The following is a 23,800-nucleotide window of genomic DNA, read 5'->3' as shown; positions in this document are numbered from 1 at the left end:
GGGCGTCCGAGCAGGGCCGACCGGAGGAGCTACGCAAAAGTTGTCGGATCGATACGCGCGGCTTGCTCACCGCCGCGGTCGGACAACCAGTACGCTCGATTAGGTGCAGCGACGAATCATGGGCATCGAGACCGAGTTCGGGGTCACCTGCACATTCCACGGCCACCGGCGGCTCAGCCCCGACGAGGTGGCGCGGTATTTGTTCCGCCGCGTCGTGTCCTGGGGCCGCAGCTCCAACGTTTTCCTGCGTAATGGCGCGCGTCTTTACCTCGACGTCGGCAGCCACCCCGAGTACGCCACCGCCGAGTGCGACAGCCTGGTGCAGCTGGTCACCCACGACCGCGCCGGGGAATGGGTGCTGGAAGACCTGCTCGTCGACGCCGAGCAGCGGCTGGCCGACGAGGGCATTGGCGGCGACATCTACCTGTTCAAGAACAACACCGATTCGGCGGGCAACTCCTACGGGTGCCACGAGAACTACTTGATCGTGCGGGCCGGCGAGTTCTCCCGAATCTCCGATGTGTTGTTGCCATTTCTGGTCACCCGCCAGCTGATCTGCGGCGCCGGCAAGGTGCTGCAGACCCCCAAGGCCGCGACATTCTGCCTTTCCCAACGCGCCGAGCACATTTGGGAAGGCGTCTCTTCGGCCACCACGCGCAGCCGGCCGATCATCAACACCCGCGACGAGCCGCACGCCGACGCCGAGAAGTACCGGCGGTTGCACGTGATCGTCGGCGACTCCAACATGTGCGAGACCACCACCATGCTCAAGGTGGGCACGGCCGCGCTGGTGCTGGAGATGATCGAAGCCGGCGTCCCGTTCCGCGACTTCTCCCTGGACAACCCCATCCGCGCCATCCGCGAGGTCAGCCACGACGTCACCGGCCGTCGACCGGTGCGGCTGGCGGGCGGGCGTCAGGCCAGCGCGCTGGACATCCAGCGCGAGTACTACACCCGCGCCGTCGAGCACCTACAGACCCGCGAGCCCAACGCGCAGATCGAGCAGATCGTCGACCTGTGGGGCCGTCAGCTCGACGCGGTCGAGAGCCAGGACTTCGCCAAGGTCGACACCGAGATCGACTGGGTGATCAAGCGCAAGCTCTTCCAGCGCTATCAGGACCGCTACAACATGGAGCTATCCGACCCGAAGATCGCCCAGCTGGACCTGGCCTACCACGACATCAAGCGCGGGCGCGGCGTCTTTGATCTGCTGCAGCGCAAGGGGCTGGCCGCGCGCGTCACCACCGACGAGGACATCGCGGAGGCGGTCGACAACCCGCCGCAGACCACTCGGGCGCGGTTGCGCGGCGAGTTCATCAGCGCCGCCCAGGCCGCCGGACGTGATTTCACCGTCGACTGGGTACACCTCAAGCTCAACGACCAGGCGCAGCGCACCGTGCTGTGCAAGGACCCATTCCGTGCGGTCGACGAGCGGGTCAAGCGCCTGATCGCCAGCATGTAGCCGCAGATCGGCCACCAGCTGCCACACGGGCATTCACGGGCAACTCGTTGGCGTGGGGCGTCAGCGCGTTCGAGAGTCATCGTGAGCTCGCCAACTAGTGACCGACGTGGCCGCAGGGAATAACGCGACGCGGATGGCCGGTGGAAGCGCCACACGAGGACCATCGAATAACCTGGAGCCAATGGCGACGTCAAAAGTCGAGCGGCTGGTGAATCTGGTCATTGCCCTGCTGTCCACCCGCGGCTACATCTCGGCGGAGAAGATCAGGTCGAGCGTGGCGGGTTATTCGGACAGCGCCAGCGCCGAGGCGTTCTCGCGCATGTTCGAACGGGACAAGAACGAGCTGCGCGATCTGGGTATCCCGCTCGAGGTCGGCCGGGCGTCGGCCTTGGACCCCACCGAGGGCTACCGGATCAACCGCGACGCCTACTCGCTCGCGCCGGTCGACCTGACCCCCGACGAGGCGGCCGCGGTGGCCGTTGCGACCCAGTTGTGGGAGTCGCCCGAACTCATCACCGCGACTCAGGGCGCGCTGCTCAAACTGCGCGCGGCAGGGGTTGACGTGGACCCGGACGCGCCGGTCGCGATCGCGTCACCGGCCGGGGTGCCGGGCTTGCGTGGGTCGGAAGACGTTCTCGGAATCCTGTTGTCCGCCATCGACTCCCGGCAGGCGGTGCAGTTTCAGCATCGGCCGTCGCGAGCCGAGCCATATGCCACCCGCACCGTCGAGCCCTGGGGGGTGGTCACCGAGAAGGGCCGCTGGTACCTGGTAGGCCACGACCGCGACCGCGACGCCACCCGCACCTTCCGGCTTTCCCGGATAGGTCCGGACGTCACGCCGATCGGCCCGCCGGGCACCGTCACCGTGCCGAACGACGTTGACCTGCGCAAGATTGTGGCCCAGACCGTCACCGAAGTTTCAGCGTCGCCGACCGTCGGGCAGGCCCGCGTATGGGTGGCCGACGGCCGGGCCACCGCGCTGCGGCGCGCCGGCAGGCTCCTCGACGCGCGCCGACTCGGCGGTCGCGACGGCCAGGTGATCGAACTCGACATCACCTTCGCCGACCAGCTGGCACGTGACATCGCCGGCTACGGGGCCGACGCCCTGGTGCTCGAACCGCAGGCACTGCGCGACAACGTGCTGGCGCGGCTGCGCGCACAGGCGGGCGGGGACACCGTCGCCGCCGGGCAACCGCCCCGCCGCGGGGGCGTGTCCGCATGACAGCCATCTCCACCCGCCTGATCCGGCTGCTCAACATGGTGCCCTATTTCCAGGCCAACCCCCGGGTCACCCGATCCAAGGCCGCTGCCGACCTCGGGGTAACGGCCAAGCAGCTGGAAGAGGACCTCAATCAGCTGTGGATGTGCGGTCTGCCCGGCTATTTCCCCGGTGACCTCATCGATTTCGAGTTCTCCGGGGACACCATCGAGGTGACGTTCTCCGCGGGCATCGACCGCCCGCTCAAGCTCACCTCACCGGAAGCCACCGGGCTCCTGGTGGCGTTGCGGGCGCTGGCCGACATTCCCGGCGTCGTCGACCCCGAAGCCGCGCGCAGCGCCATCGCCAAGATCGAGGGCGCCGCCGGAGCTCTCGCGCACGACGCCTCCCACGCGGCGTCGGCCGTCGACGAGCCCGCGCCGGTGGAGAACCGCGCCGCCGCCGCGGTGCGCGCGGCCGTCCAGTCCAAGCACGCGCTGGCCATCGACTACTACTCGGCCTCGCATGACACCCTGACCAGCCGGGTCGTCGACCCCATCCGGGTGCTGCTGATCGGCGGCCACAGCTACCTGGAGGGCTGGTCACGCGAGGCCGAGGGCGTTCGGTTGTTCCGCTTCGACCGGATCGTGGACGCCAGTGAGCTCGACGAGCCGGCCGCGCCGCCCGAGCCGGCGCTGCACGCGCCGCCGGACACCTCGCTGTTCGACGGCGATCCCTCGCTGCCGTCGGCCAAGCTGCGGGTGGCACCGGCGGCGTCCTGGATGTTCGAGTACTACCCGATGCGCGACCTGCGCGAATTGCCGGACGGATCCTGCGAGGCGGTGATGACCTATGCCTCCGAGGATTGGATGACGCGGCTGGTGCTGGGCTTCGGCGCCGACGTCCAGGTACTGGGGCCGTCGACCCTGGCGCAGCGGGTGCGCGACGCCGCGACGGCGGCCGTGACGTCCTACGAAGCCCTGAGCTCATAAAAGTCCAGGCGATATGGTCCACCGCGGCGCGGCGCGGGCCCGCCGCCACAGGGCGCTACTGCGGTAGCATCGGGTCAACGTCTGGAGGTAATCAAAGTGGGCAGTCTTAGTCCGTGGCACTGGGCGATCCTCGCGGTCGTGGTGATCTTGCTGTTCGGTGCCAAGAAGCTCCCCGATGCGGCGCGTTCGTTGGGTAAGTCGATGCGGATCTTCAAGTCCGAAATCCGCGAAATGCAGACCGAGAACAAGGCTGAAACGTCGGCTTTGGGAACAAACACCGCGACCCAAAGCGAGGCCTCAGCGGCGAACCCCACTCCCGTGCAGTCGCAGCGGGTCGACGCGCCGGCGCCCAGCGAGCAGGGGCACAGCGAAGCACGTCCGGCATAGCCGCCATCATCGTCGCGCTGCCCGAGCGCCACTGACCGAGCATCGTGAAAGTCTTCAAGGTTTCAGCGCGCACTTCCGGGCTGCTGAGGCGCCTCAATCCTCGTAACCGGCGCAGCCGAACCAACCCGGATGCGACCATGTCGCTGGTCGACCACCTGACCGAGTTGCGCACCCGGCTGCTGATCTCCCTGGCCGCCATCCTGCTGACCACGATTTTCGGGTTTGTCTGGTACTCGCATTCGATCTTCGGGCTGGAAAGCCTCGGCGAGTGGCTGCGCCATCCCTACTGTTCGCTGCCGCAGTCGGCGCGCGCGTCGATCAGCGCCGACGGGCAATGCCGGCTCCTGGCCACCGCCCCGTTCGACCAGTTCATGCTGCGGCTCAAGGTCGGGCTGACGGCCGGGGTGGTACTGGCCTGTCCGGTGTGGTTCTACCAGCTGTGGTCGTTCATCACGCCCGGTCTCTACCAGAAGGAACGCCGCTTCGCGATCGCGTTCGTGATCCCCGCCGTGGTGCTGTTCCTCGTCGGCGCGGTGCTGGCCTACTTCGTACTGTCCAAGGCGCTGGGCTTCCTGCTGACCGTCGGCAGCGACGTCCAGGTGACCGCCCTGTCCGGCGACCGATATTTCGGCTTCCTGATCAACCTGCTGGTGGTCTTCGGCGTCAGCTTCGAATTCCCACTGCTCATCGTCATGCTCAACACCATCGGCATGCTGCCCTATGAGCGGCTCAAGGCGTGGCGGCGCGGTCTGATCTTCGCGATGTTCGCTTTCGCGGCGGTGTTCACTCCGGGATCCGACCCGTTTTCAATGACCGCGCTGGGGTTGGCGCTGTCCGTGCTCTTGGAGTTCGCCATCCAGATCTCACGCTTGCATGACAGACGGAAGGCCAAGCGTGAAGCCCAGGCCGTGATTCCCGACGACGAAGCATCGGTCATCGAACCGCCCACCGCGATACCGGAGCCGTCGTTCACCGCCGGGCAACACGACGATGTCACCTGATCCGTCGCCGCCCCATGAGGTGGCGGAGCTGATTGAGCTCACCCGGTTCATCGCCGACCTGCCCTTCGCGCTCGACGGCTTTCAGCGTCGGGCGTGTGCGGCGCTCGAGCGAGGTCACGGCGTGCTGGTCTGCGCACCGACCGGCGCCGGCAAGACGGTGGTCGGCGAATTCGCCGTGCACCTGGCGTTGGCATCCGGCGGCAAATGCTTCTACACCACGCCGCTGAAAGCGCTGAGCAATCAGAAGCACACCGACTTGATCGCGCGCTACGGCCGCGACCGCATCGGCCTGCTCACCGGGGACATGTCGGTAAACGCCGATGCGCCCGTCGTCGTCATGACCACCGAAGTGCTGCGCAACATGCTCTACGCGGATTCGCCTGCGCTACGGGGACTTTCGTATGTAGTGATGGACGAGGTGCATTTCCTCGCCGATCGGATGCGGGGCCCGGTGTGGGAGGAGGTGATCCTGCACCTGCCCGACGAGGTGCGGGTGGTAAGCCTCTCGGCCACGGTGAGCAACGCCGAGGAATTCGGCGGCTGGATCCAGACCGTGCGCGGCGATACGACGGTCGTGGTCGACGAACATCGGCCGGTGCCGCTGTGGCAACACGTGTTGGTGGGCAAACGCCTGCTGGATCTGTTCGACTACGAGAACGAGAAACCGGCCGCGGACCGCCAGCCGCGCGTCAATCCCGAACTGCTGCGCCACATAGCGCACCGCCGCGAGGCGGACCGCATGACCGACTGGAGACCCCGCCGGCAGGAGGGCAGGGGGGGCTCGGGACGGCCGTCGCGCCCCCGTTTCTACCGGACGCCGGGGCGGCCCGACGTGATCGCCACGCTGGATTCCGAAGGGTTGCTGCCTGCGATCACGTTTGTGTTCTCCCGGGCGGGCTGCGATGCCGCGGTCCAGCAATGCCTGCGCTCGCCCTTGCGGCTCACCACTCAGGAGGAGCGCGCACAGATCGCCGAGGTGATCGAGCACCGGTGCGGCGATCTCGCCGACGCCGACCTGAGCGTGCTGGGCTACTACGAGTGGCGGGAGGGTCTGCTGCGTGGTTTGGCGGCCCACCACGCCGGCATGCTGCCCGTCTTCCGCCACACCGTCGAAGAGCTGTTCACCGCCGGACTGGTCAGGGCGGTGTTCGCCACCGAGACCTTGGCGCTCGGGATCAACATGCCCGCACGCACGGTGGTGCTCGAGCGGTTGGTGAAGTTCAACGGTGAGCAGCACGTGGCGCTGACCCCGGGGGAGTACACCCAGCTCACGGGCCGCGCCGGCCGGCGCGGCATCGACGTCGAGGGCCACGCGGTGGTGCTGTGGAATCCCACCGACGAAACCACCGAGCCTTCGGCGGTGGCCGGGCTGGCCTCCACCCGCACCTTCCCGCTGCGCAGCTCGTTCGCCCCGTCGTACAACATGACGATCAACCTGGTTCAGCAGATGGGTCCCGAGCAGGCACATCGGTTGTTGGAGCAGTCATTTGCGCAGTATCAGGCCGACCGCTCCGTGGTCGGGCTGGTCCGCGGGATCGAGCGCGGCACAGCGATGCTCGACGAGATCACCGCCGAGATGGGCGGACCCAAGGCGCCGATCCTCGAATACGCGCGGATGCGTGCCCGCATCAGCGAGATGGAGCGCGCGCAGTCCCGCGCGTCCCGCCTGCAACGACGGCAGGCCGCCAGCGACGCACTGGCCGCGCTGCGCCGCGGCGACATCATCAACATCACCCATGGCCGCCGCGGTGGCCTGGCCGTGGTGCTGGAATCCGCCCGCGACAGCTCCGACCCGCGACCGTTGGTGCTCACCGAAAACCGCTGGGCGGGAAGGATTTCGTCGGCCGACTATTCGGGCGTGTCCGCGCCCGTCGGTTCGATGTCGCTACCCAAGCGGGTCGAACACCGTCAACCACGGGTCCGGCGTGATCTGGCGTCGGCGCTGCGGTCGGCGGCCGCCGGCCTCACCATCCCGGCCCGGCATCGGGGCGGCCGCGGGGACTCCGATGGCGCCTTCCATGACCCGGAGCTGGCGTCGCTGCGTGAACAGTTGCGCCGGCACCCCTCGCACAACACGACCGGTCTGGAAGCACAGGTCCGGGAGGCCGAGCGCTACCTGCGGATCGAACGCGACAACGAGCAATTGGAGAAAAAGGTTGCGGCCGCCACCAATTCGCTGGCCCGGACTTTCGATCGGATCGTCGGGTTGCTCACCGAGCGCGGCTTCATCGAAGGTCGCGACGGTGATCCTCGGGTCACCGACGACGGGCGGTTGCTGGCACGCATCTACAGCGAAAGCGACCTGCTGGTCGCCGAATGCCTGCGCACCGGCGCGTGGTCGGGGTTGAAGCCGGCCGAACTGGCGGCGGTGGTGTCAGCGGTGCTGTACGAGACCCGCGGCGGCGAGGGCCCCGGGGCGGCCTTTGCGGCCGATGCGCCCACCCAGCAAGTGCGCCAGGCGCTGCAGCAGACGTCGAGGCTGTCCATGGCACTGCGCGCCGACGAGCAAACGCACCGGATCGCCCCGAGTCGCGAACCCGACGACGGCTTCGTCAACGTCATCTACCGTTGGGCCAGGACCGGAGATCTGGCGGCGGCGCTGGCGGCCGCCGACCCGGCCGGCACCGGATCACCACTGTTGGCGGGGGATTTCGTGCGTTGGTGCCGCCAGGCGCTCGACTTGCTGGACCAGGTCCGTAACGCCGCACCGGACCCCGAATTGCGGGCCACCGCCAAGCGGGCGATCAATGACATTCGGCGCGGCGTCGTCGCAGTTGACGCCGGGTAGGCTAGGCCGGAGCTACCGTTAAGCGCCGATAGTTCATGCCAAGACACAAGGGCTGAGGGAGAAAGATGAGCGGACCGCAGGGATCGGACCAGCAGTGGCAACCGCCTGGTCAAGGTCAAGGTGGCGATCACTCGTCGGAACCGACTCAGGTGGCACCGACCTGGCAGGAGCACTCGAACCAGGAGACGTCGTGGCAGCCTCCGGCCTACACCCCGCCCGCCGACTATCCCCAGTACCAGCAGCCGGCTGAACAGGCGTACCCGCAGCAATACCCCCAACAGCAGCCGGGTTATGCCCAACCGGGGCAGTACGGTCAGCCTGGCCAATACGCCCAGCCCGGGCAGTACGCCCAGCCGGGTCAGTATGGGCAGCCGGGCCAGTATCCGCAGCCCGGGCAATACCCGCAGCCGGGCCAGTACGGTCAGTACGGCCAGCCGGGCCAATACCCGCAGCAGTACCCCGGCTACGAGCAGCCCGGCAAGAAGCGACCGGTCGGACTGATCGCCGGTGTGGGTGGCGCGATTGCGTTTCTGCTCATTGCCGTCGTGCTGGTGCTGGGCTTCTGGCAGCCCGGGTTCTTTGTGACCACCAAGCTGGACGTCAACAAGGCGCAGGCCGGCGTCCAACAGGTTCTCAGCGACGAAACCAACGGCTACGGCGCGAAGAACGTCCAGAACGTCAAGTGCAACCACGGCCAGAACCCCACCGTCAAGAAGGGTGCCACGTTCGACTGCGACGTCAGCATCGACGGCGCGCCCAAGCACGTGACGGTGACGTTCCAGGACAGCAAGGGCACCTACGAGGTCGGCCGGCCGCAGTAGTCGTCGGGCTCGTCAGTTCGGCAGCGCGTCCAGCGCCTTCTGGAGGCGAGCGATCGACGAGCCGACACCCAGCTGGGTCGCCAGTTCGGCGGTGCGTCGCGGATCGGCGGCGGCCAGCGGTAGTTCGTCGCTGGCTGTGGAGAAGGTGACGGGTGCGTCGGTGGCCACGCGCACCACTGTGCCGGCCGCTTCGATGTAATCCAGCGCGGCCAGCAGTTTCGCGCGCACGCCCTTGGCCATCTTCGACTTCGGGTCGTGGGCGGCGGCCAGGATCCGCTCCAGCGAACCGTGCTGGGCCAGCAGCGCCGCCGCGGTCTTCTCCCCGACGCCCGGCACCCCAGGCAGGCCGTCGGACGGATCGCCGCGCAGCAGCGCGAGTTCGGCGTAGGCCTGGCCGGCCCTGTCGGTCGGCACGCCATAGTGTTCGGCTACCTCGGCGGGCCCGAACAGCGTGGCTTTGCTCAGTCCGCGGCCGAGGTAGAGCACCCGAACCGGGACGGGATCGTCCGAGACCACCTGCAGCAGGTCACGGTCACCGCTGACCACCACCACCGGATCCTTGCGTTCCCGGGCCGCCAGCGTCCCCAGCACGTCGTCGGCCTCAAACCCCTCCGCGCCGGCGGTCGGAATCCCAAACGCGTCAAGGAGTTCGGCGATCATGTCGATCTGGGGCGTCAGATCGTCGGGGACTTCCTCGATGTCCGGCTCGTTCTGCGGCTCCTCCTCGGCCACGCGGTGGGCCTTATAGGACGGCACGAGATCCACCCGGAACTGAGGCCGCCAATCGAGGTCGAGGCAGACGGCCAGGCGGCTGGGCCGCTGCTGGGTGATCACCACGGCGACGGAGTCGATGAATCCCCGAACGGCGTTGACGGGCCGGCCATCGGGCGCGGTGATCGAGGACGGCACCCCGAAATACGAGCGGAACCACATGCTGGCGCCATCGAGCAGCACAAGTGGAGCATGGCGGGGTGCTGGCATGCCGGCTATGGTCTCACGCCGCCGCGAGGCGACGCGCAATTGAGCATTAGCCTGGCTGACATGGAGTCTCACCGGTTCGACGCAGCAGTGTATGAACGCCGGCTGGCGGCCGCCGCCGGTGCCGCCGCCGATGCAGGTCTGGCCGGACTGGTGATCACACCGGGGTATGACCTGCGCTACCTCGTCGGGTCTCGCGCACAGACGCTGGAGCGGTTCACCGCGCTGGTATTGCCCACATCGGGGGACCCGACGGTTGTGGTGCCGCGCCTGGAGCTGGCCTCGCTCAAGGGGTCGGCCATCGCCGAACTCGGTCTGGCGGTGCGGGATTGGGTTGACGGCGACAATCCCTACGATCTGGTGGGCTCCGCGTTCGGCGGTGCTCCCGCCGCGACCGCCGTCACCGATGCCATGCCGGCGTTGCACCTGCTGCCCCTGGCCGGTGTGCTCGGCGTGTTGCCCGTCCTGGCCACCGATGTGTTGCGCAACCTTCGGATGGTCAAGGAGGAATGCGAAGTCGACGCGCTACGCAAAGCCGGTGCGGCCATTGACCGGGTGCACGCCCGGGTGCCGGAATTCCTGGTGCCTGGGCGCACCGAGGCCGACGTGGCCGCCGACATCGCGGATGCCATTGTGGCCGAGGGGCATTCGGAGGTGGCGTTCATCATCGTCGGATCCGGGCCGCACGGCGCCGACCCACACCACGGGTATTCGGATCGCGAACTGCAGGTCGGCGACATCGTCGTCGTCGACATCGGTGGCTCGTATGAACCCGGCTACAACTCCGACTCCACCCGCACCTACAGCATCGGTGACCCGGATCCCGAAGTTGCGCAACAGTATTCGGTACTGCAACGCGCCCAGCTCGCGGCTTGCGACGCGGTACGGCCGGGGGTGACGGCCGAGCAGGTCGACGCCGCCGCCCGTGATGTGCTGGTCGCCGAAGGACTGGCCGACTATTTCGTGCACCGGACCGGGCACGGTATCGGGCTGTCGGTGCACGAAGAGCCCTACATCGTCGCCGGAAACGATCTGCCCCTGGCCGAGGGCATGGCCTTTTCCATCGAGCCGGGAATCTATTTCCCGGGCCGTTGGGGTGCTCGGATCGAGGACATCGTCGTCGTCACCTCAGATGGCGCCCTTTCTGTCAACAACCGCCCGCACGAACTGATCGTGGTTCCGGTGGCCTGACCGACGCGACCCTCCGCCCGCGTAGCTTGGGGGTGGTGTCAATCCTGGATCTCTCGCTGCTTCCGATTCGCATTGCACGTCACATTGCCGACGCGGTCTTGCACTCCACCGCCCCGGCTCCCGCACCTACACCGGCACCGTCGGCCGAGCTCATCGTGGCCGACGGGATGCCCGAGGGTGTGCCGCCGGCCGCGCGTCGCCCCGAGCGGAAACTCCCCGTGCCTGCGGGATGGCCGTTCGGTGAGGAGTTCCCGCGCACGTGCGGCGCCGGACGACTGGCCGGCGGTGCCCTGTTTTGGACCGACTTCCTCTACGACGACCATGGCGCGACGGGCATCCCGATCGGCGACGTGAAGATTCAGGCGCCGCCGCGCGGAACCTACGTCTATCCCGACGGTCCGGCGGCCGGCAATGGCGCCGACATCTTCCGCGTCGCCATCGGGCTCACCGAGACCCACACGTGGTGGCGGATCGACTGGAACACCCTGCAGGACGCCTCGGTGCCCGTCGCGCTGTTCACCTTCGACACCGGCCCCACCCGAACGGCGGCCGAGGAGTGGCCCGCCGGCGCCGGCGTGCGCTCGAAGGGCATCGACATGGCCCTGCTGGTCTCGGGGAGCGGCGCGGCGCTGATCGACCTGAGCACCCAGGTCAGGACGCCGGTCGTGCACAGTGTCGACATGTCGTCGCGGTCGTTCGTGGCGCAGGTCCCGCGGTCGCTGGCGGAACCCACGGGAAGCTGGACGGTCCGCCTGGCAGCCGGGCTGGCGAACGTGGCGGGGGACGGGTTCGCCGACGTGTCCGCGCTGCACGGTGCGCTTCCCGGCCAAGCCAACGTCTACAACGTGGCATTCCGCACCAACGAGCAGGAGCCGCCGCACCTGAACTTCTGGTCGGATGCCGCCCAGGCCGCCGCCCTGACACATGGCGACGTTTCCGAGTTCGCGCTGACGGTGCCATGGGCTCAGCTGGCCGCCCGCGCAACCGCTCCCGAGCCGGTGATCACCGGCCCGTCCACCCGCTGGTACGTGTCTTCGGTCGAACTCGGCCAGGGCCTGGAACAAGGTTGGGCCGCCAACGACATCTTGAGCACCAAGCCGCAATTCCTCGGTCGGGTGCAGCCGTATGCGATCTGCCTGCCGTCGAGCTACGCACCGGGTCGCGCGCTGCCGCTGACTTTGCTGCTGCACTCGCTTTCGCTCGGGCAGAGCCAATTCGCCGCGATCGACCCGCGACTGTTGCACGAGGTGTGCGAGGGCCGCGACTCGGTGGTGGTCACGCCGTTGGCTCGGGGGCCGTCCACCTGGTACTTCGACACCGGCGAACTCGACGTCTGGGAAGTATGGGCGCGAGTCGCCGAGCAGCTGGGCACCGACCCCAATCGCACTGTGATCTCCGGTTATTCGATGGGCGGGTATGCGACGTACAAGCTGGGGCTGAGCTACCCGCAGGTGTTCTCGCAAGCGGTGGTGCTGGCCGGGCCGCCGACGTGCGGGGTGCGGCTGCTACCCCACGTCGACATTCCCGCCGACCTTGACCCGAACTCGCCCTGTGCCCGTGAGGGCGACACCTGGAAGCTGTTGGTGAACGCCCGGTGGCTGCCGCACGTCATCGCCCACGGGCTGCTGGATGAACTGGTGCCCTTCGCCTCGGCCGCTGAGCAGGTGCTGGAGCTGGACCGGCTGGGCTACCGGCATCGGTTCAGTGCTTACCCGCTCGAGGATCACATCGCCTGGATCTTTCAGGACAAGTTCGAGGATCCGATCTCCCACATGGGAACCGCTCTGCGCCAAGCGGATCCGGGGCACATCACCTTCGCCTGGTATCCGCAACTGGTGCGCGCCGATCTGGGTATCGGGCCGCACCAGGTGTGGTGGTTGTCGGAGCTGACCGCGGATCCCGAGGTGACCGCGCGGCGTGGGGACGTCGCGGAAGTCGACGCGCGCTCGTACGCGCGGCCGGACCCCACGCACACCATCCGGCACCATCGTGGCGTCATCCCACACTTCGAGCCGACGCCCGGGCTGTACAGCGAGCTGGACTGGCAAGTGGGACAGCCCGTGGGCCCGCTGCCGTATCTGACGTTGGGCCTCAAGGGCGTTGCCAGTCTGAGGGTCGACGTCGCGCGTGCCGGGCTGGCCGCGTTGCCGACGTCAACCATCACGGTGGCCACCGATGTCGCTGCCCAGATCACGCTCGTTGGCTTGCCTGCCGCGGTCGACGTGCGGCTCGACGGGGAACCAGCCGGGCCGACCGTAACGGTGTCGCCCGGGCGCCACCGCATCGCGTTGACGGCAGCAGTGGCTGTTGATCGGTGAGTTGTGGGGCTGAGCAGCGGTGGCTAGCTTGGCGAAGCGATCTTTGGGTGAGTAGCGGCGACGGGCGGGACTGAGCGAAAATTCCGCACGTGGCTCCCTTGGCTGTCGATCCGGAGGCGATGTTTGTCGCCGGCACCGGTGTGAGCGTCATTGGCGACGGCATTGCCACCGCCCTGGGCCCATTGTCGGCTGGATTCGGGATCAACAGCGGCCAGGATTCCGCTGGAATGGTATTTGCGCTGAACTATCAGAACACGGCTAGGTCATTGTTGACCGGGGTAGCTGCCGGGATCAATGCTTGCCGGACACTCGGGGCCAAGATTCAACTTTGCGCGTCGAACTACTCAAGAGCAGAGGCGGCCTCAAAAGTAGGTGGCGGCGGCCATGCACTGCCATCGCCGGCGCCCCCGGCGAAAGTCGCGCCCCCTCAGGCGCCGGGGGTCATGGGTCCGGGTGTCGCCCGACCACTGCTGTGGGGAGTGGTGGAATCGCTGCTTGACGATGTGTGGCCGAATGGCAACGCGGTGGGAATGCACGCGGCCGCGGGTTGTTGGCGCGGACTCGGCGCGACGGTTAGCGGGGTGCAAGCTGCGCTCAACGGTCCGAAGTCGGCGATCGCCGGGCAGCGGATACCGGAAGGCGAGTTGGTCGAGCACAATCTGGCGTCACTCGCCGCCACGATGACCAAGTTGGGGGCGCAATGCGACAAGGTGGCCGATACCTTGGACAAGTTCGCGGACGAGGTGGACAACGCCCAGAACAAGATTCGGGACTTGTTGAAACGGTTAGGGTCCCTGACCGATCTGGTCCACGACGCGATATTGATCTTCGAAGGCGATGCGTTCGATGAGCTCGAAAAGATCGCCAGAGACATCAACGGCGTACTGCACAACATGAAGCGCGAGGCTCATGCGCGCGAACAAGTCCTGAAAACCGGAATGCAGATCATTGACGGCCTGGTGCAGAAGGGGAAGACCCTCATGCAAGGCCAGTTGGTCGAATTCTTCGGCGAGGACGTCGGTAGCGCCGCAGCGGGCAACTTCAACTTATTGGCCGATTTCGGAGAGGGCGTTTTCAAAGGCGCGGTCGGAGTGGTGGAACTCCAAGACCAGCTTGATCCGAGTCGCTTTGCCTTCGATCCCGAAGGGGCTACGGCGAGTTGGGTCGCACTGGATAAGACCGCGGTCCAATCCATCCCGGCGTATGCGCTGCTCGATCCAGGCGGCGCAGCGAAAACCGACCTCGGCCTCGTGAAAGGCCTTACCCACTGGGACGATTTGACCTCAGGCCGGCCCGCGGTGGGGCTCGGTGAAATCGGCTTCGACCTTGCAACCATGGCCGGCGGTGGTGGTGCAGCGAAGGCTGGCGGGAAAGCTGCGGAGGCGGCGGGCGGCGCCGAAGCAACCGGGGAGCTCACGGAGGGCGAAGAGGTACTTCAGGGTGCCAAAGGAGCGGCCGCCGAGGCGGAAGGCGCCGGTGGTGCATTGCCTGGCATCGCCAAAACCGGCAGCGATTTAACCAAGAACCTTGAAAATCTCGGCGGAGACCTGCCGAAAGGCGATGCGCCGCTCAGTGGCAGCCCGGTGAGCCTGCCGCCAGGAAAGTTGCCGGAGGCACCGGTTGAGTCGGCGCCTCGTCCGGCCGATGGCACCCCGGGGGCGCCTCACGCGCCGACGACCGCACCCCAGGCGTCGGCGCCCGCAGCGGGTCCAATGCCGCAAGAGGCCCCAAGGCCCGGGCCCGCCGGCGGTCCGCATGAGCCGGCGGCCGCGCCGCCATCGGCACCGACGGTTCCTGGCGTGCCGCATGATCCGGTGCCAGCGCCGACCGAAGCTCCACCTGTGCCGGCGGGTGCACCTGCTGGCGGTCCGCACGAACCCGCTCCAGTGCCGGCGGAAGGTCCTCGTGAACCGGTATCGGTGCCCGCGGAGGGTCCGCGTGAACCGGCATCAGTGCCTGCCGGTGGACCGCACGAGCCGGCGTCGGTGCCTGCCACCGGTTCGCCCGCCGCAACTGTGCCGACCGCCGCTGGCGAACGCTTGCCGTCGGCACCTCCGCAACCAATTGACCATTCGTCGCCGGTGTCGCCTAGCGGATCTCCCAGTGGGGCCGCACCTTTCGAGGCCCACTCGCCACCGGCGGCGACTCCTGCATCCCCTCACCTCGCGACCCCGACCGGTCACCCGGCGGACGTGCCGACGCCGGGCGGCGGCTGGCACGGGCCTGGCGAGGGCGGTCCTCCGGGTGGACATACGCCGGGGGAGCCACCGCCTGGCGCGAAACCGCATGGAGACGGCGACGGTGATACGACGGGAGGTCGGCCAGACGGCAAGTCTCCGGACGGTGACGATCCAAGCGGGCATGGCCGTGGTAACTCGACTGGCGGCGAGCGTCAGGATCCTGTGCATTCGCACGAGCCGTCCGGTGACGGATGGCATCGGCTACCAGATGAGGCACTTGACCCGCATTATGGTGAACCGCTTTCTGACCACTGGGACTTCACCGACGATCCAGTCGACGCTACAAAGATTGATGGGGACGTCGCCAAGCTGATTCGTGATCCCGAAGCGCCATTTGGCCGCGACCCACAAGGACATGCATATACCGAAGAGCAGTATGCAGAACGTTTCAACAAGCCAGGGGACCAGGGTCAACCATGGCTAAATTTCCCAGGTAACCACGGTGCCGTTCCCCATACGCGTGTCGCCTACACGGACGCGGCCTCCTACTTGCGAGATTATGGGTCTTTACTCGATCGCATTGGCAAGGTGGACGGAAAGTACTTGGCCGTAATGGAACAGGGACAACCGGCATCATGGGAGGAGCGCGCCCTCCACGTCAACTCACTTCGCGATCCTTACCACGCTTATACCTTCGATCACTTGCCGGACGAATGGACAATTGAAGTGTCGGAGGTCGCGCCCGGGTTAGGTCAAAACGGGGGCTCGCTACAGGTACAGGTACTCAACTCAGAAGGCAGGGTAATGACCGTCGAAGAGCTGACTGATCCTGACATCGGTGTGTTGAAATGACAGACCACGTCGAGGTCTCCCGGCGACTTGAGCAGTGGGCGAAGTTGGCGGATTACACACTCACGCCTGGTTTGAGTACAGCTGACGGGCGACCGGTGTTCTGGTCAGCTTCAGGCGAGATCCGGCTCTTCATTGGACGAAAGCAAGACGGTTGGTTAGTTATTACTGATTCCGACCGTATGGAATCCGAAGGCTTCGTTCTAGCAGCTTCCTCGATGGAAACGATCGAGAAATACTTGTTCGGAAGATTTGGCATGTACATCCGGAGCGCGCGGGGTCTGCCTCGCGTGGGCGTATCGACCTCGGCGAACCAAGAGTCTTCAAACTTCAGCATCGAGACCCGTGATTTCGAAGGCGTCGAGCGTTTTTCGCTCATTGCTTCCGACGGCGAGGCAGTAGCGATAGGTAGTGCCGACAAACTAACCGGAACATCAGAACTTAAAAAACTCGCGCTGTATCTGGCGGCGACAGTAGACGAAATTGAGGCTTCGGCGATCGATCCAGAAGGAAAACCGCTTTTTGCGCGTCGATGACTTTATTCAACCCCGAAAAGGCTACTAGCTACTACTCGCCCCGATCCAGAAGATCCGACGAACCCAGCACCCGCTCCACCTGAACCTCGATGACCACGCGTCGCGGGTTGGGACGAGGCGTGCGGTAGCGCTGGGCGTATCGCAGCTCGGCGTCGCGCACCGCGTCGACGTCGTTGTTGACCTTGGACCGGCCCTCCAGCGATAGCCACCGGGCGCCGTCGACCTGGCTCAGCACGGCCAGACCACCACGATCGGCGTTGACCGCCTTCTGCGAACCGCCGCTGGTGATGACCCGCGCTATGTGCGTCTTGGGATCGAAGGTGAAACCGACCGCCACCACGTGGGGCGAATTGTCGGCTCGCAGCGTGGTCAGCATGGCCAGATGCCGTTCCGACAGGAACGCCAACGCGTCGTCGGTGAGCCGGGTAGTGGTATTCGCCATCACCGCCCACGCTAGCGCAGGTGATAATCGCAGCCGTGGACGACACGGGCGCAGGTCCAGTACTAATCCTGGGCGGCCGCAGCGAGATCGGGATCGAGTTGGCGCGACTGTTGGCGCCGGGCGCGACGGTCGTGCTCGCCGCCCGCCAGGCTGACCAGCTCATTGATCAGGTCAACGCACTCAAAGCCGCCGGCGCCAGGGCGGTCGACACGCGCGAATTCGACGCCGACGACCTGGCCTCGCATGGCTCCCTGGTCGCCGCGATCGTCGCCGACCACGGGCCCATCGGCACCGCGGTGCTGGCGTTCGGAATCCTGGGCGACCAGGCGCGCGCCGAAACCGACGCCGCGCACGCGGTGGCGGTCGTGCACACCGACTACCTCGCCCAGGTCAGCCTGCTCACCCACCTGGCCACCGCCATGCGCAAAGCTGACAAAGGCCGGTTGGTGGTGTTCTCCTCGATCGCCGGCGCGCGCGTCCGACGCGCCAACTACGTCTACGGCTCGGCCAAGGCCGGCCTCGACGGCTTCGCCAGTGGCTTGGCCGACGCGCTGCACGGCACCGGGGTCCGGCTGCTGATCGCCCGGCCGGGATTCGTCATCGGGCGCATGACGGAAGGCATGACGCCCGCACCCCTGCCCAGCACGCCCGCGCAGGTGGCCGCCGCGACCGCGCGTGCACTGGCGAAGGGCCGCCGCACGGTGTGGATCCCATGGGCGTTGGGGCCCGCCGCCGCCGTGATGCGAATGCTGCCGCAGTTCGTCTGGCGCAGGATGCCGCGATGATCATCGTGGTCGGTATCGGCGCCGACGGGATGGCCGGGCTCGGCGAAGCGTCGCGTGCCGAACTTCGCAGGGCCGCAGTCATTTACGGGTCCAAGCGGCAACTCGACCTTCTTGACGGCACGGTGCCCGCCCCCCGACGGCAGTGGCCGTCGCCAATGTTGCCCGCGCTGCAAACGTTGCTAGACGAGCACACGGGTGACGTGCACGTGGTGGCCAGCGGCGATCCGCTGTTGCACGGCATCGGGGGCACCCTGATCCGCCTGCACGGCCGCGACAACATTAGGGTGCTGCCGCACGTGTCGTCGGTGACATTGGCGTGCGCGCGAATGGGCTGGAACGTCCACGACACCGAGGTGATCAGTCTGGTCACAGCGGCACCACACACCGCGGTGCGCCGCGGCGGCCAAGCGATCGTGCTGTCACAAAGCAAATCGACACCCGACGAGCTCGCCGCGCTGCTCAACGCGCATGGGCGTGGCGATTCCGAGTTCACCGTTCTCGAACGTCTCGGCGGCCCGGACGAGCGCCGCCGCGACGGCACTGCCCACGAGTGGGTAGGGGACCGAGACCTCGACGACCTCAACGTGATTGCCGTGCGCTACCTGCCCGACGAACGCGTGTCGCCCCTGCCCGACGACGCGTTCACCCACGACGGGCAGATCACCAAACAGGGAATCCGCGCGGTGACACTGGCCGCCCTGGCGCCGCGCCCGGGCGAGCGATTGTGGGATGTCGGCGCCGGCTCGGGCAGCATCAGTGTCGAATGGTGCCTGAGCGGGCGCGGTTGCAGCGCAGTGGTATTCGAGCGCGACGAACGCCGCCGGCACAATCTGGGGCTCAATGCCGAAGCCTTCGGGGTCAGCATCGATGTGCGCGGCGACGCCCCCGACGCATTCGACGGCGCGGAACCGCCATCGGCGATCTTCATCGGTGGCGGATTGACCCAGCCGGGCCTCTTCGACGCCTGCTGGGATCAGCTGCCCTCCGGCGCGCGACTCGTCGTCAACGTGGTCACCACCGAATCGGAAGCCGTTGTGACGCAGGCGCATCAGCGCCTTGGTGGTCAGCTGCGACGCTTCCAGCACTATCATGGCGAGCCGCTGGGCGCCTTCACCGGCTGGCGCCCGCAGTATCCGGTCACCCAGTGGGTGGTGACCAAGTGACGGTGTATTTCATCGGCGCGGGGCCGGGCGCCGCCGACCTGATCACCGTGCGTGGCCAGCGACTCCTGCAGACGTGCCGGGTGTGCCTGTATGCCGGATCGATCATGCCCGAAGACCTGCTCGCGCTATGCCCGCCCGACGCGAAAGTCGTTGACACCGGGCCGTTGACGTTGGAGCAGATCGTCACCGCGCTCAGCGAGGCGCACGCCGCCGGACACGACGTGGCCCGATTGCATTCCGGTGACCCGTCGCTCTACAGCGCGCTGGCCGAGCAGTGCCGCCGGCTGGACACCCTGGGTATCGACTACGAAATCGTGCCCGGTGTACCGGCGTTTGCCGCCGCGGCGGCCGCGCTGAAGCGCGAGCTCACCGTTCCCGGGGTGGCGCAGACGGTGACGCTGACTCGGGTGGCGACCCTGTCGACGGCTATGCCGCCCGGAGAAGACTTGAAGACTCTGGCCCGATCCGGCGCGACCCTGGTCCTGCATCTGGCGGCCGCCCAAATCGACGCCATCGTCCCGCAACTTCTCGAAGGCGGCTACCGACCCGAAACACCGGCAGCGGTCGTGGCCTTCGCCAGCTGGCCGCAAGAGGCGGTGCTGCGCGGCACGCTGGCGGACATCGCCGGGCAGATGCATCAGGCCGGCATCACCAAGACCGCCGTCATCGTCGTCGGCGACGCGCTGACCGCCGGGGGATTCACCGACAGCTACCTGTACTCGTCCGGGCGGGCCCGGGGGAGCAGGCATTGATGCGAGTCCTGCTGCTCGGCGGCACCGGCGAGGCGCGCGCACTGGCGAAAGCCCTGCACCCCGGCACCGACATCATCAGCTCCCTGGCCGGCCGGGTACCGGATCCGGCCCTGCCCGTCGGCCCCGTGCGCATCGGCGGCTTCGGCGGCGTCGACGGGTTACGGCGCTGGCTGCACGACGAACGCATCGACGCCGTCGTCGACGCCACCCATCCGTTCGCAGCGACCATGACGGCGCACGCCGCCGTCGCGTGCGGCGAATTGCAGATCCCTCATCTGATCCTGGCGCGCCCGGCCTGGGATCCCGGCACCGCCATTGTCGTCGAGTCGGACACTCATGCCGCGGAAACCGTTGCCCAGCAGGGCTATTCACGCGTATTTCTCACCACTGGACGCTCGGGCGGGCGCGCCTTCGCCGACAGCGACGCGTGGTTTCTGATCCGGGCCGTCACCGAACCGGACATTGCGGCGCTGCCGCGTCATCACCGGGTGGTGCTCTCCCGCGGACCGTATGGCTACGACGACGAGTTCGCGCTGTTGCGTGACCATCGCATCGACGTCCTGGTCACCAAGAACAGCGGTGGAGACATGACACGCGCGAAGCTGGATGCCGCTGCGGCGCTGAATGTTCCGGTGGTGATGGTCGCGCGGCCGCCGCTACCCGCCAGCGTGTTGACCGTGCGCACCGTGGCCGAGGCCGCCGAATGGGTTGGCGCGCTAGCCGGTTAGGTGGCCGCGCTCACCATCGGCCAGCAGCGCGTCGCGGGCGCGTGCAACGCGGGAGCGAATGGTGCCAACCGGGCAGCCGCATACCGCGGCGGCGTCGGCGTAGGGCAGACCGAGCAGCTGGGTGAGCAGAAGCGCTTCGCGCTGTTCGGTGTTGAGGTTGGCGATCATCGTCGTCACCTCGACCAGGTCCTCGAATCCGCGGGCGTGACGGTCCCCGCGCACCACGTGCTCGGGGTCGGCGCCCAGAGCAGCGCGCGGCCGTGATTGCAGGTGGCGGATGTGGTCGGCCACCACGCGGCGCGCGATGGAAAGCAGCCAGGTCCGCGCGCTCGAGCGCCCGGAGAATCGCTCGACGGCGCCGATGGCACGCAGGAAAGTCTCCTGGGTCAGATCGTCGGCGCTGCCCGCATCCGATAGATAGGCGACGAAGCGCCACACGTCTTGCTGGGTGGCTTTGATGAACGCCTCGAGCGCCCGCGGGTTTCCGCGTGCGGCTGACAACGCGAGCTCGGTTACGGCTTCGTCATCGCTCGGCGCGATCATGCCCAACCACCTTTGTTGTGCGGGTTTTTCGATCCTACTACGGCTCGTCGTAGAACGTGCGGTGGGGTCGAGAACAGCATGATTGATGGGCCGCAGATGCCCGCGACGCCGACCACTCGGTGAGTCTGTCGCCCAGCCGGGGAAGTCGGCGTCGTCGGAAGCGTCGGAGCCGCGCCGTCGGTGCGATCCCACCCGCTCCCGCGCCACCAGCAACGCAAATGCCAAGCCCAGCAGCAGCGGCATGTGGCTGGCGATGCGGGTGGCGGTGACTTGGCCGTCGAAGGCGTCGACGATCACATAACCCAGCAGCGCAACGGAATAGACACCGGTGATCGCCGCCACCCCCGAGGCCGAGGCGGGCCAGACACCGGCGGCAATCATCGCCAGACCCAACGCCAGCAACCATGCCGTCGACTCGTGCATCAGGTGCTCGCCGGACATCGCGCCGTGCATATGAGCGGACACCATGCCGAAATCGACTCCGCTGATTTGGGCGGCGGCAATCGCCACCTGGAAAAGACCGACAGCGATCAGACCCCACCGGCGGTAGTGCGAGCGCAACCAGCGCATCCGGGCCTGGCGGCCGGTGGGCTGCTCGCCGATGCTGGCCATGATTTTCTCGACCAGATCGGGTCCCTCGCCGGGCGTCACCGAGGCCAGCCGGCGGGTCTGCACCGCCGCCCCGATCAGCCAGGAGCGGCAGCTGCGGCAGGATTCAAGGTGGGCATCGACCTGCTGCGCGAGCACCTGGGGACGCTCGCCGTCCAATCGAGCCGACAGCGCTTCACGCGCAATCTCACACCGCATCCCTGCATCGTTGCGCATGCCCCGGCTGTGCGCAAAGACTCGCGACATTTATCGCCAGAACGAAACTGCCGGGAACTAAACGGCGCCGACAACCGACCTCTGGTCGTAAGCATCGCCAGCCCATCCACGAGATTCACCGAAGAGGTATTCGTGTTCTTGCCCGAAGGCCCCCGACGATGACCGCCCCGATCTGGATCGCGTTTCCGCCCGAAGTGCACTCGACGTTGCTCAGCAGCGGCCCCGGCCCCGCGCCGTTGTTGGCCGCCGCAACGGCATGGTCGTCGCTGAGCACCGACTATGCGACCGCGGCATCCGAGCTCAGCGGACTGTTGGGCGCCGCGCAAGCGGGTGCCTGGAATGGACCCAGCGCGGACCAGTACGTGGCCGCACACGCCCCCTACCAAGCCTGGCTGCTGGACAGCGCGGCCAAGAGCACGGCGGCGGCGAGCCTGCACGAGACGGCGGCCACCGCCTACACCGCGGCCCTGGCGGCCATGCCGACGCTGGGCGAACTCGCGGCCAATCATGCGGTGCATGGGACGCTGCTCGCCACGAACTTCTTCGGGATCAACACCATTCCCATCGCCGTCAATGAGGCCGACTACGCGCGCATGTGGGTGCAGGCCGCCACGACGATGACCACCTACCAGGCTGTCAGCGAATCCGCGCTGGCAGCGGTCCCGGCGACGACGCCCGCGCCGCCGATCGTCGTGCCGGGTGCGCAGGCGGGCACCGCCAGCGTCGCGGCGGTACAAGCGGCCGCCGTGGCGCCGGCCGCAAATTCGGGCTCCAACCTCAACAATGCTGATACCTCGAGCGCCCAACAGCAGGCGGCGACGCAGACCTATCCGTCTTGGATGGACCAGCTCACCGCCTGGCTGAAGCAATACACCCAGAACTTCGCCTGGCCGGTGTCCGAAGAATTGAATCCCAACGGTTGGCCGTTCCCGCCGGTGCCGTTCGTCAATGGCCTGGCTTCGTTCTTCAGCCAATTGGGGTTCTCGCCGGCCCTCTCCAGTGCCCTGGGCTGGGCCATCTTCCACACGCTGATGATCTTCTGGCCGTTCATTCAGCTGGCGATCCAAATGGCGGTGGTGCTCGCACCGGTTGTCGTGGCCGCCGTCGGCGCGGCCGCGGCGGGCGGGGCGGCGGCCGCGGTCACCGCGATCAGCATCGCGGCGCCCCTCTCGATGACCGCGCCGGTGCCGGCCGTCGCGGCGGCCCCGGCACCGGTGACCGCTCCGGCGCCGACGATTGCCGGCGCGCCCGCGAGTGTGAGCCACGTGCCGACGCCATCCACCGCCCCCGCGACGACCATCGCCGGATCGGCGGGCGGCGGACCGGTCGGTGGGGGGCCCGGCGTCGGCTTCGGTCCGACGGCGACCGACGGAATCGGAGCGAACCTGTCCAACGCGCTTTATGCGGTGGGGTTGTCGGGATTGTCGGCGCGCGGCAGCGCGAGCGGCCGGTCACGCCGTAAGTCCGAGGAGCCGTCGTCCGACGACCTCGATGCACCCGCCGCCGCAGCCGCGGCCGCCGAGGCCAAGAAGAAGGCCCGGGCTCGCCGGCGCCGCGGCGGAACCGTCACAGAGCGCGCCTACCGCTACGAATTCATGGACTTGGACCAGGATTTGGGCAGCGACAGCGACGATCCGTACGCCGCCCGACCTTCCGAGGACAGTGCGGGACCACTCGGATTCGCCGGTGCCGCAGCGCAATCCGATGCGGCCCGGGCCGCCGGGTTGGCGACGCTGACCCGTGACGGGTTGAGCGACGGTCCCGTCGTGCCGATGATGCCGAGCACCTGGGACCGCGACTGAGCCCTACGACAATGCAGCCCGCGTAGCGGGGTGAGGAGGAGTAGGGCAATCAGGCTAAA

19 protein-coding genes and 1 pseudogene are annotated in these 23,800 nt (G+C 67.5%); 16 read left to right on the top strand and 4 right to left on the bottom strand.

Features of this window, described 5'->3' with window-relative positions; translation table 11 throughout:
- Positions 1-103 precede the first annotated feature (103 nt).
- The 7 genes from pafA to A5782_RS01710 all read left to right on the top strand — a co-directional run bounded on the left by pafA (position 104) and on the right by A5782_RS01710 (position 8,649).
- A complete protein-coding gene (gene pafA / locus A5782_RS01740; RefSeq protein ID WP_156623757.1) occupies positions 104-1,462 on the top strand; it encodes a Pup--protein ligase in 1,359 nt (452 codons plus the stop codon).
- Between the two features lie 181 nt (positions 1,463-1,643).
- Positions 1,644-2,684 (top strand): YafY family protein, encoded by a 1,041-nt coding sequence (locus A5782_RS01735; protein ID WP_067094193.1) that lies wholly within the window; start codon positions 1,644-1,646, stop codon positions 2,682-2,684.
- On the top strand, positions 2,681-3,652 hold the full coding sequence (locus tag A5782_RS01730) for a YafY family protein (protein WP_067094191.1): 972 nt from the start codon (positions 2,681-2,683) through the stop codon (positions 3,650-3,652). The genes A5782_RS01735 and A5782_RS01730 overlap by 4 nt, the downstream gene beginning before the upstream one ends.
- Positions 3,653-3,748: 96 nt before the next feature.
- A complete protein-coding gene (tatA, locus tag A5782_RS01725) occupies positions 3,749-4,039 on the top strand; it encodes a Sec-independent protein translocase subunit TatA (RefSeq protein WP_067094188.1) in 291 nt (96 codons plus the stop codon).
- A gap of 44 nt (positions 4,040-4,083) precedes the next feature.
- The gene (tatC, locus tag A5782_RS01720; RefSeq protein WP_156623756.1) at positions 4,084-5,040 is read left to right on the top strand and encodes a twin-arginine translocase subunit TatC; all 957 of its coding nucleotides are present in this window, start codon (positions 4,084-4,086) and stop codon (positions 5,038-5,040) included.
- A 19-nt stretch (positions 5,041-5,059) separates the two neighbouring features.
- Positions 5,060-7,828 carry an RNA helicase gene (locus tag A5782_RS01715; RefSeq protein ID WP_067094279.1) on the top strand — a complete coding sequence of 923 codons (2,769 nt, stop codon included), beginning with the start codon at positions 5,060-5,062 and terminating at the stop codon, positions 7,826-7,828.
- A 65-nt stretch (positions 7,829-7,893) separates the two neighbouring features.
- Positions 7,894-8,649 (top strand): DUF4333 domain-containing protein, encoded by a 756-nt coding sequence (locus A5782_RS01710; RefSeq protein WP_067094182.1) that lies wholly within the window; start codon positions 7,894-7,896, stop codon positions 8,647-8,649.
- Between the two features lie 12 nt (positions 8,650-8,661).
- Here the strand turns inward: A5782_RS01710 and A5782_RS01705 are convergent, their stop codons facing one another.
- Positions 8,662-9,630 (bottom strand): 5'-3' exonuclease, encoded by a 969-nt coding sequence (locus A5782_RS01705; protein ID WP_067094179.1) that lies wholly within the window; start codon positions 9,628-9,630, stop codon positions 8,662-8,664.
- Between the two features lie 60 nt (positions 9,631-9,690).
- Between A5782_RS01705 and A5782_RS01700 the strand changes: the two genes are divergently transcribed.
- From A5782_RS01700 to A5782_RS01685, 4 genes are all read left to right on the top strand, one after another.
- Positions 9,691-10,818, top strand: a complete 1,128-nt coding sequence (locus A5782_RS01700; RefSeq protein WP_067094176.1) for a Xaa-Pro peptidase family protein — start codon at positions 9,691-9,693, stop codon at positions 10,816-10,818.
- A 35-nt stretch (positions 10,819-10,853) separates the two neighbouring features.
- The gene (locus A5782_RS01695) at positions 10,854-13,136 is read left to right on the top strand and encodes a prolyl oligopeptidase family serine peptidase (protein ID WP_067094276.1); all 2,283 of its coding nucleotides are present in this window, start codon (positions 10,854-10,856) and stop codon (positions 13,134-13,136) included.
- An 89-nt stretch (positions 13,137-13,225) separates the two neighbouring features.
- Positions 13,226-16,168, top strand: a complete 2,943-nt coding sequence (locus A5782_RS01690; RefSeq protein WP_067094173.1) for a glycohydrolase toxin TNT-related protein — start codon at positions 13,226-13,228, stop codon at positions 16,166-16,168.
- Positions 16,165-16,701, top strand: coding sequence for a TNT antitoxin family protein (locus tag A5782_RS01685; RefSeq protein WP_082942737.1), 537 nt, complete (start codon positions 16,165-16,167; stop codon positions 16,699-16,701). The genes A5782_RS01690 and A5782_RS01685 overlap by 4 nt, the downstream gene beginning before the upstream one ends.
- A gap of 31 nt (positions 16,702-16,732) precedes the next feature.
- Here the strand turns inward: A5782_RS01685 and A5782_RS01680 are convergent, their stop codons facing one another.
- Positions 16,733-17,143 carry a F420-dependent biliverdin reductase gene (locus A5782_RS01680; protein WP_067094170.1) on the bottom strand — a complete coding sequence of 137 codons (411 nt, stop codon included), beginning with the start codon at positions 17,141-17,143 and terminating at the stop codon, positions 16,733-16,735.
- Between the two features lie 35 nt (positions 17,144-17,178).
- Here A5782_RS01680 and A5782_RS01675 point away from each other — a divergent pair, with 35 nt between their 5' ends.
- From A5782_RS01675 to A5782_RS01660, 4 genes are read left to right on the top strand one after another with little or no spacing between them, the layout of a single operon-like run.
- On the top strand, positions 17,179-17,928 hold the full coding sequence (locus tag A5782_RS01675) for an SDR family NAD(P)-dependent oxidoreductase (RefSeq protein WP_067094166.1): 750 nt from the start codon (positions 17,179-17,181) through the stop codon (positions 17,926-17,928).
- A complete protein-coding gene (locus A5782_RS01670) occupies positions 17,925-19,091 on the top strand; it encodes a bifunctional cobalt-precorrin-7 (C(5))-methyltransferase/cobalt-precorrin-6B (C(15))-methyltransferase (RefSeq protein WP_067094163.1) in 1,167 nt (388 codons plus the stop codon). Before A5782_RS01675 ends, A5782_RS01670 begins: the two co-directional genes overlap by 4 nt.
- On the top strand, positions 19,088-19,843 hold the full coding sequence (gene cobM / locus A5782_RS01665) for a precorrin-4 C(11)-methyltransferase (protein WP_067094161.1): 756 nt from the start codon (positions 19,088-19,090) through the stop codon (positions 19,841-19,843). The genes A5782_RS01670 and cobM overlap by 4 nt, the downstream gene beginning before the upstream one ends.
- Positions 19,843-20,571 (top strand): cobalt-precorrin-6A reductase, encoded by a 729-nt coding sequence (locus A5782_RS01660; protein WP_067094158.1) that lies wholly within the window; start codon positions 19,843-19,845, stop codon positions 20,569-20,571. The genes cobM and A5782_RS01660 overlap by 1 nt, the downstream gene beginning before the upstream one ends.
- Here the strand turns inward: A5782_RS01660 and sigC are convergent.
- Both sigC and A5782_RS26630 read right to left on the bottom strand, forming a co-directional pair.
- Positions 20,560-21,114 carry an RNA polymerase sigma factor SigC gene (gene sigC / locus A5782_RS26635; protein WP_231986570.1) on the bottom strand — a complete coding sequence of 185 codons (555 nt, stop codon included), beginning with the start codon at positions 21,112-21,114 and terminating at the stop codon, positions 20,560-20,562. The genes A5782_RS01660 and sigC overlap by 12 nt on opposite strands.
- A gap of 114 nt (positions 21,115-21,228) precedes the next feature.
- A pseudogene (locus A5782_RS26630) lies at positions 21,229-21,921 on the bottom strand (DUF2275 domain-containing protein); the annotation flags it as partial.
- 176 nt (positions 21,922-22,097) lie between these two features.
- Between A5782_RS26630 and A5782_RS01650 the strand changes: the two are divergent.
- Positions 22,098-23,741 (top strand): PPE family protein, encoded by a 1,644-nt coding sequence (locus A5782_RS01650; protein ID WP_067094156.1) that lies wholly within the window; start codon positions 22,098-22,100, stop codon positions 23,739-23,741.
- Positions 23,742-23,800: the final 59 nt, after the last annotated feature.

This window comes from Mycobacterium sp. 852002-40037_SCH5390672, assembly GCF_001665875.1.
Lineage (GTDB): Bacteria > Actinomycetota > Actinomycetes > Mycobacteriales > Mycobacteriaceae > Mycobacterium.
This window is presented reverse-complemented; position numbering and strand designations above follow the sequence as displayed.

Bases quoted from the DNA above. Each gene is read 5' to 3' on its own strand.
- A5782_RS01730 (WP_067094191.1), top strand. From the start codon at position 2,681: ATGACAGCCATCTCCACCCGCCTGATCCGGCTGCTCAACATGGTGCCC.
- A5782_RS01700 (WP_067094176.1), top strand. From the start codon at position 9,691: ATGGAGTCTCACCGGTTCGACGCAGCAGTGTATGAACGCCGGCTGGCG.
- A5782_RS01670 (WP_067094163.1), top strand. From the start codon at position 17,925: ATGATCATCGTGGTCGGTATCGGCGCCGACGGGATGGCCGGGCTCGGC.
- sigC (WP_231986570.1), bottom strand. From the start codon at position 21,114: ATGATCGCGCCGAGCGATGACGAAGCCGTAACCGAGCTCGCGTTGTCA.
- A5782_RS01650 (WP_067094156.1), top strand. From the start codon at position 22,098: ATGACCGCCCCGATCTGGATCGCGTTTCCGCCCGAAGTGCACTCGACG.
- A5782_RS01660 (WP_067094158.1), top strand. From the start codon at position 19,843: ATGCGAGTCCTGCTGCTCGGCGGCACCGGCGAGGCGCGCGCACTGGCG.
- A5782_RS01735 (WP_067094193.1), top strand. From the start codon at position 1,644: ATGGCGACGTCAAAAGTCGAGCGGCTGGTGAATCTGGTCATTGCCCTG.
- A5782_RS01705 (WP_067094179.1), bottom strand. From the start codon at position 9,630: ATGCCAGCACCCCGCCATGCTCCACTTGTGCTGCTCGATGGCGCCAGC.
- A5782_RS01685 (WP_082942737.1), top strand. From the start codon at position 16,165: ATGACAGACCACGTCGAGGTCTCCCGGCGACTTGAGCAGTGGGCGAAG.
- A5782_RS01710 (WP_067094182.1), top strand. From the start codon at position 7,894: ATGAGCGGACCGCAGGGATCGGACCAGCAGTGGCAACCGCCTGGTCAA.
- A5782_RS01680 (WP_067094170.1), bottom strand. From the start codon at position 17,143: ATGGCGAATACCACTACCCGGCTCACCGACGACGCGTTGGCGTTCCTG.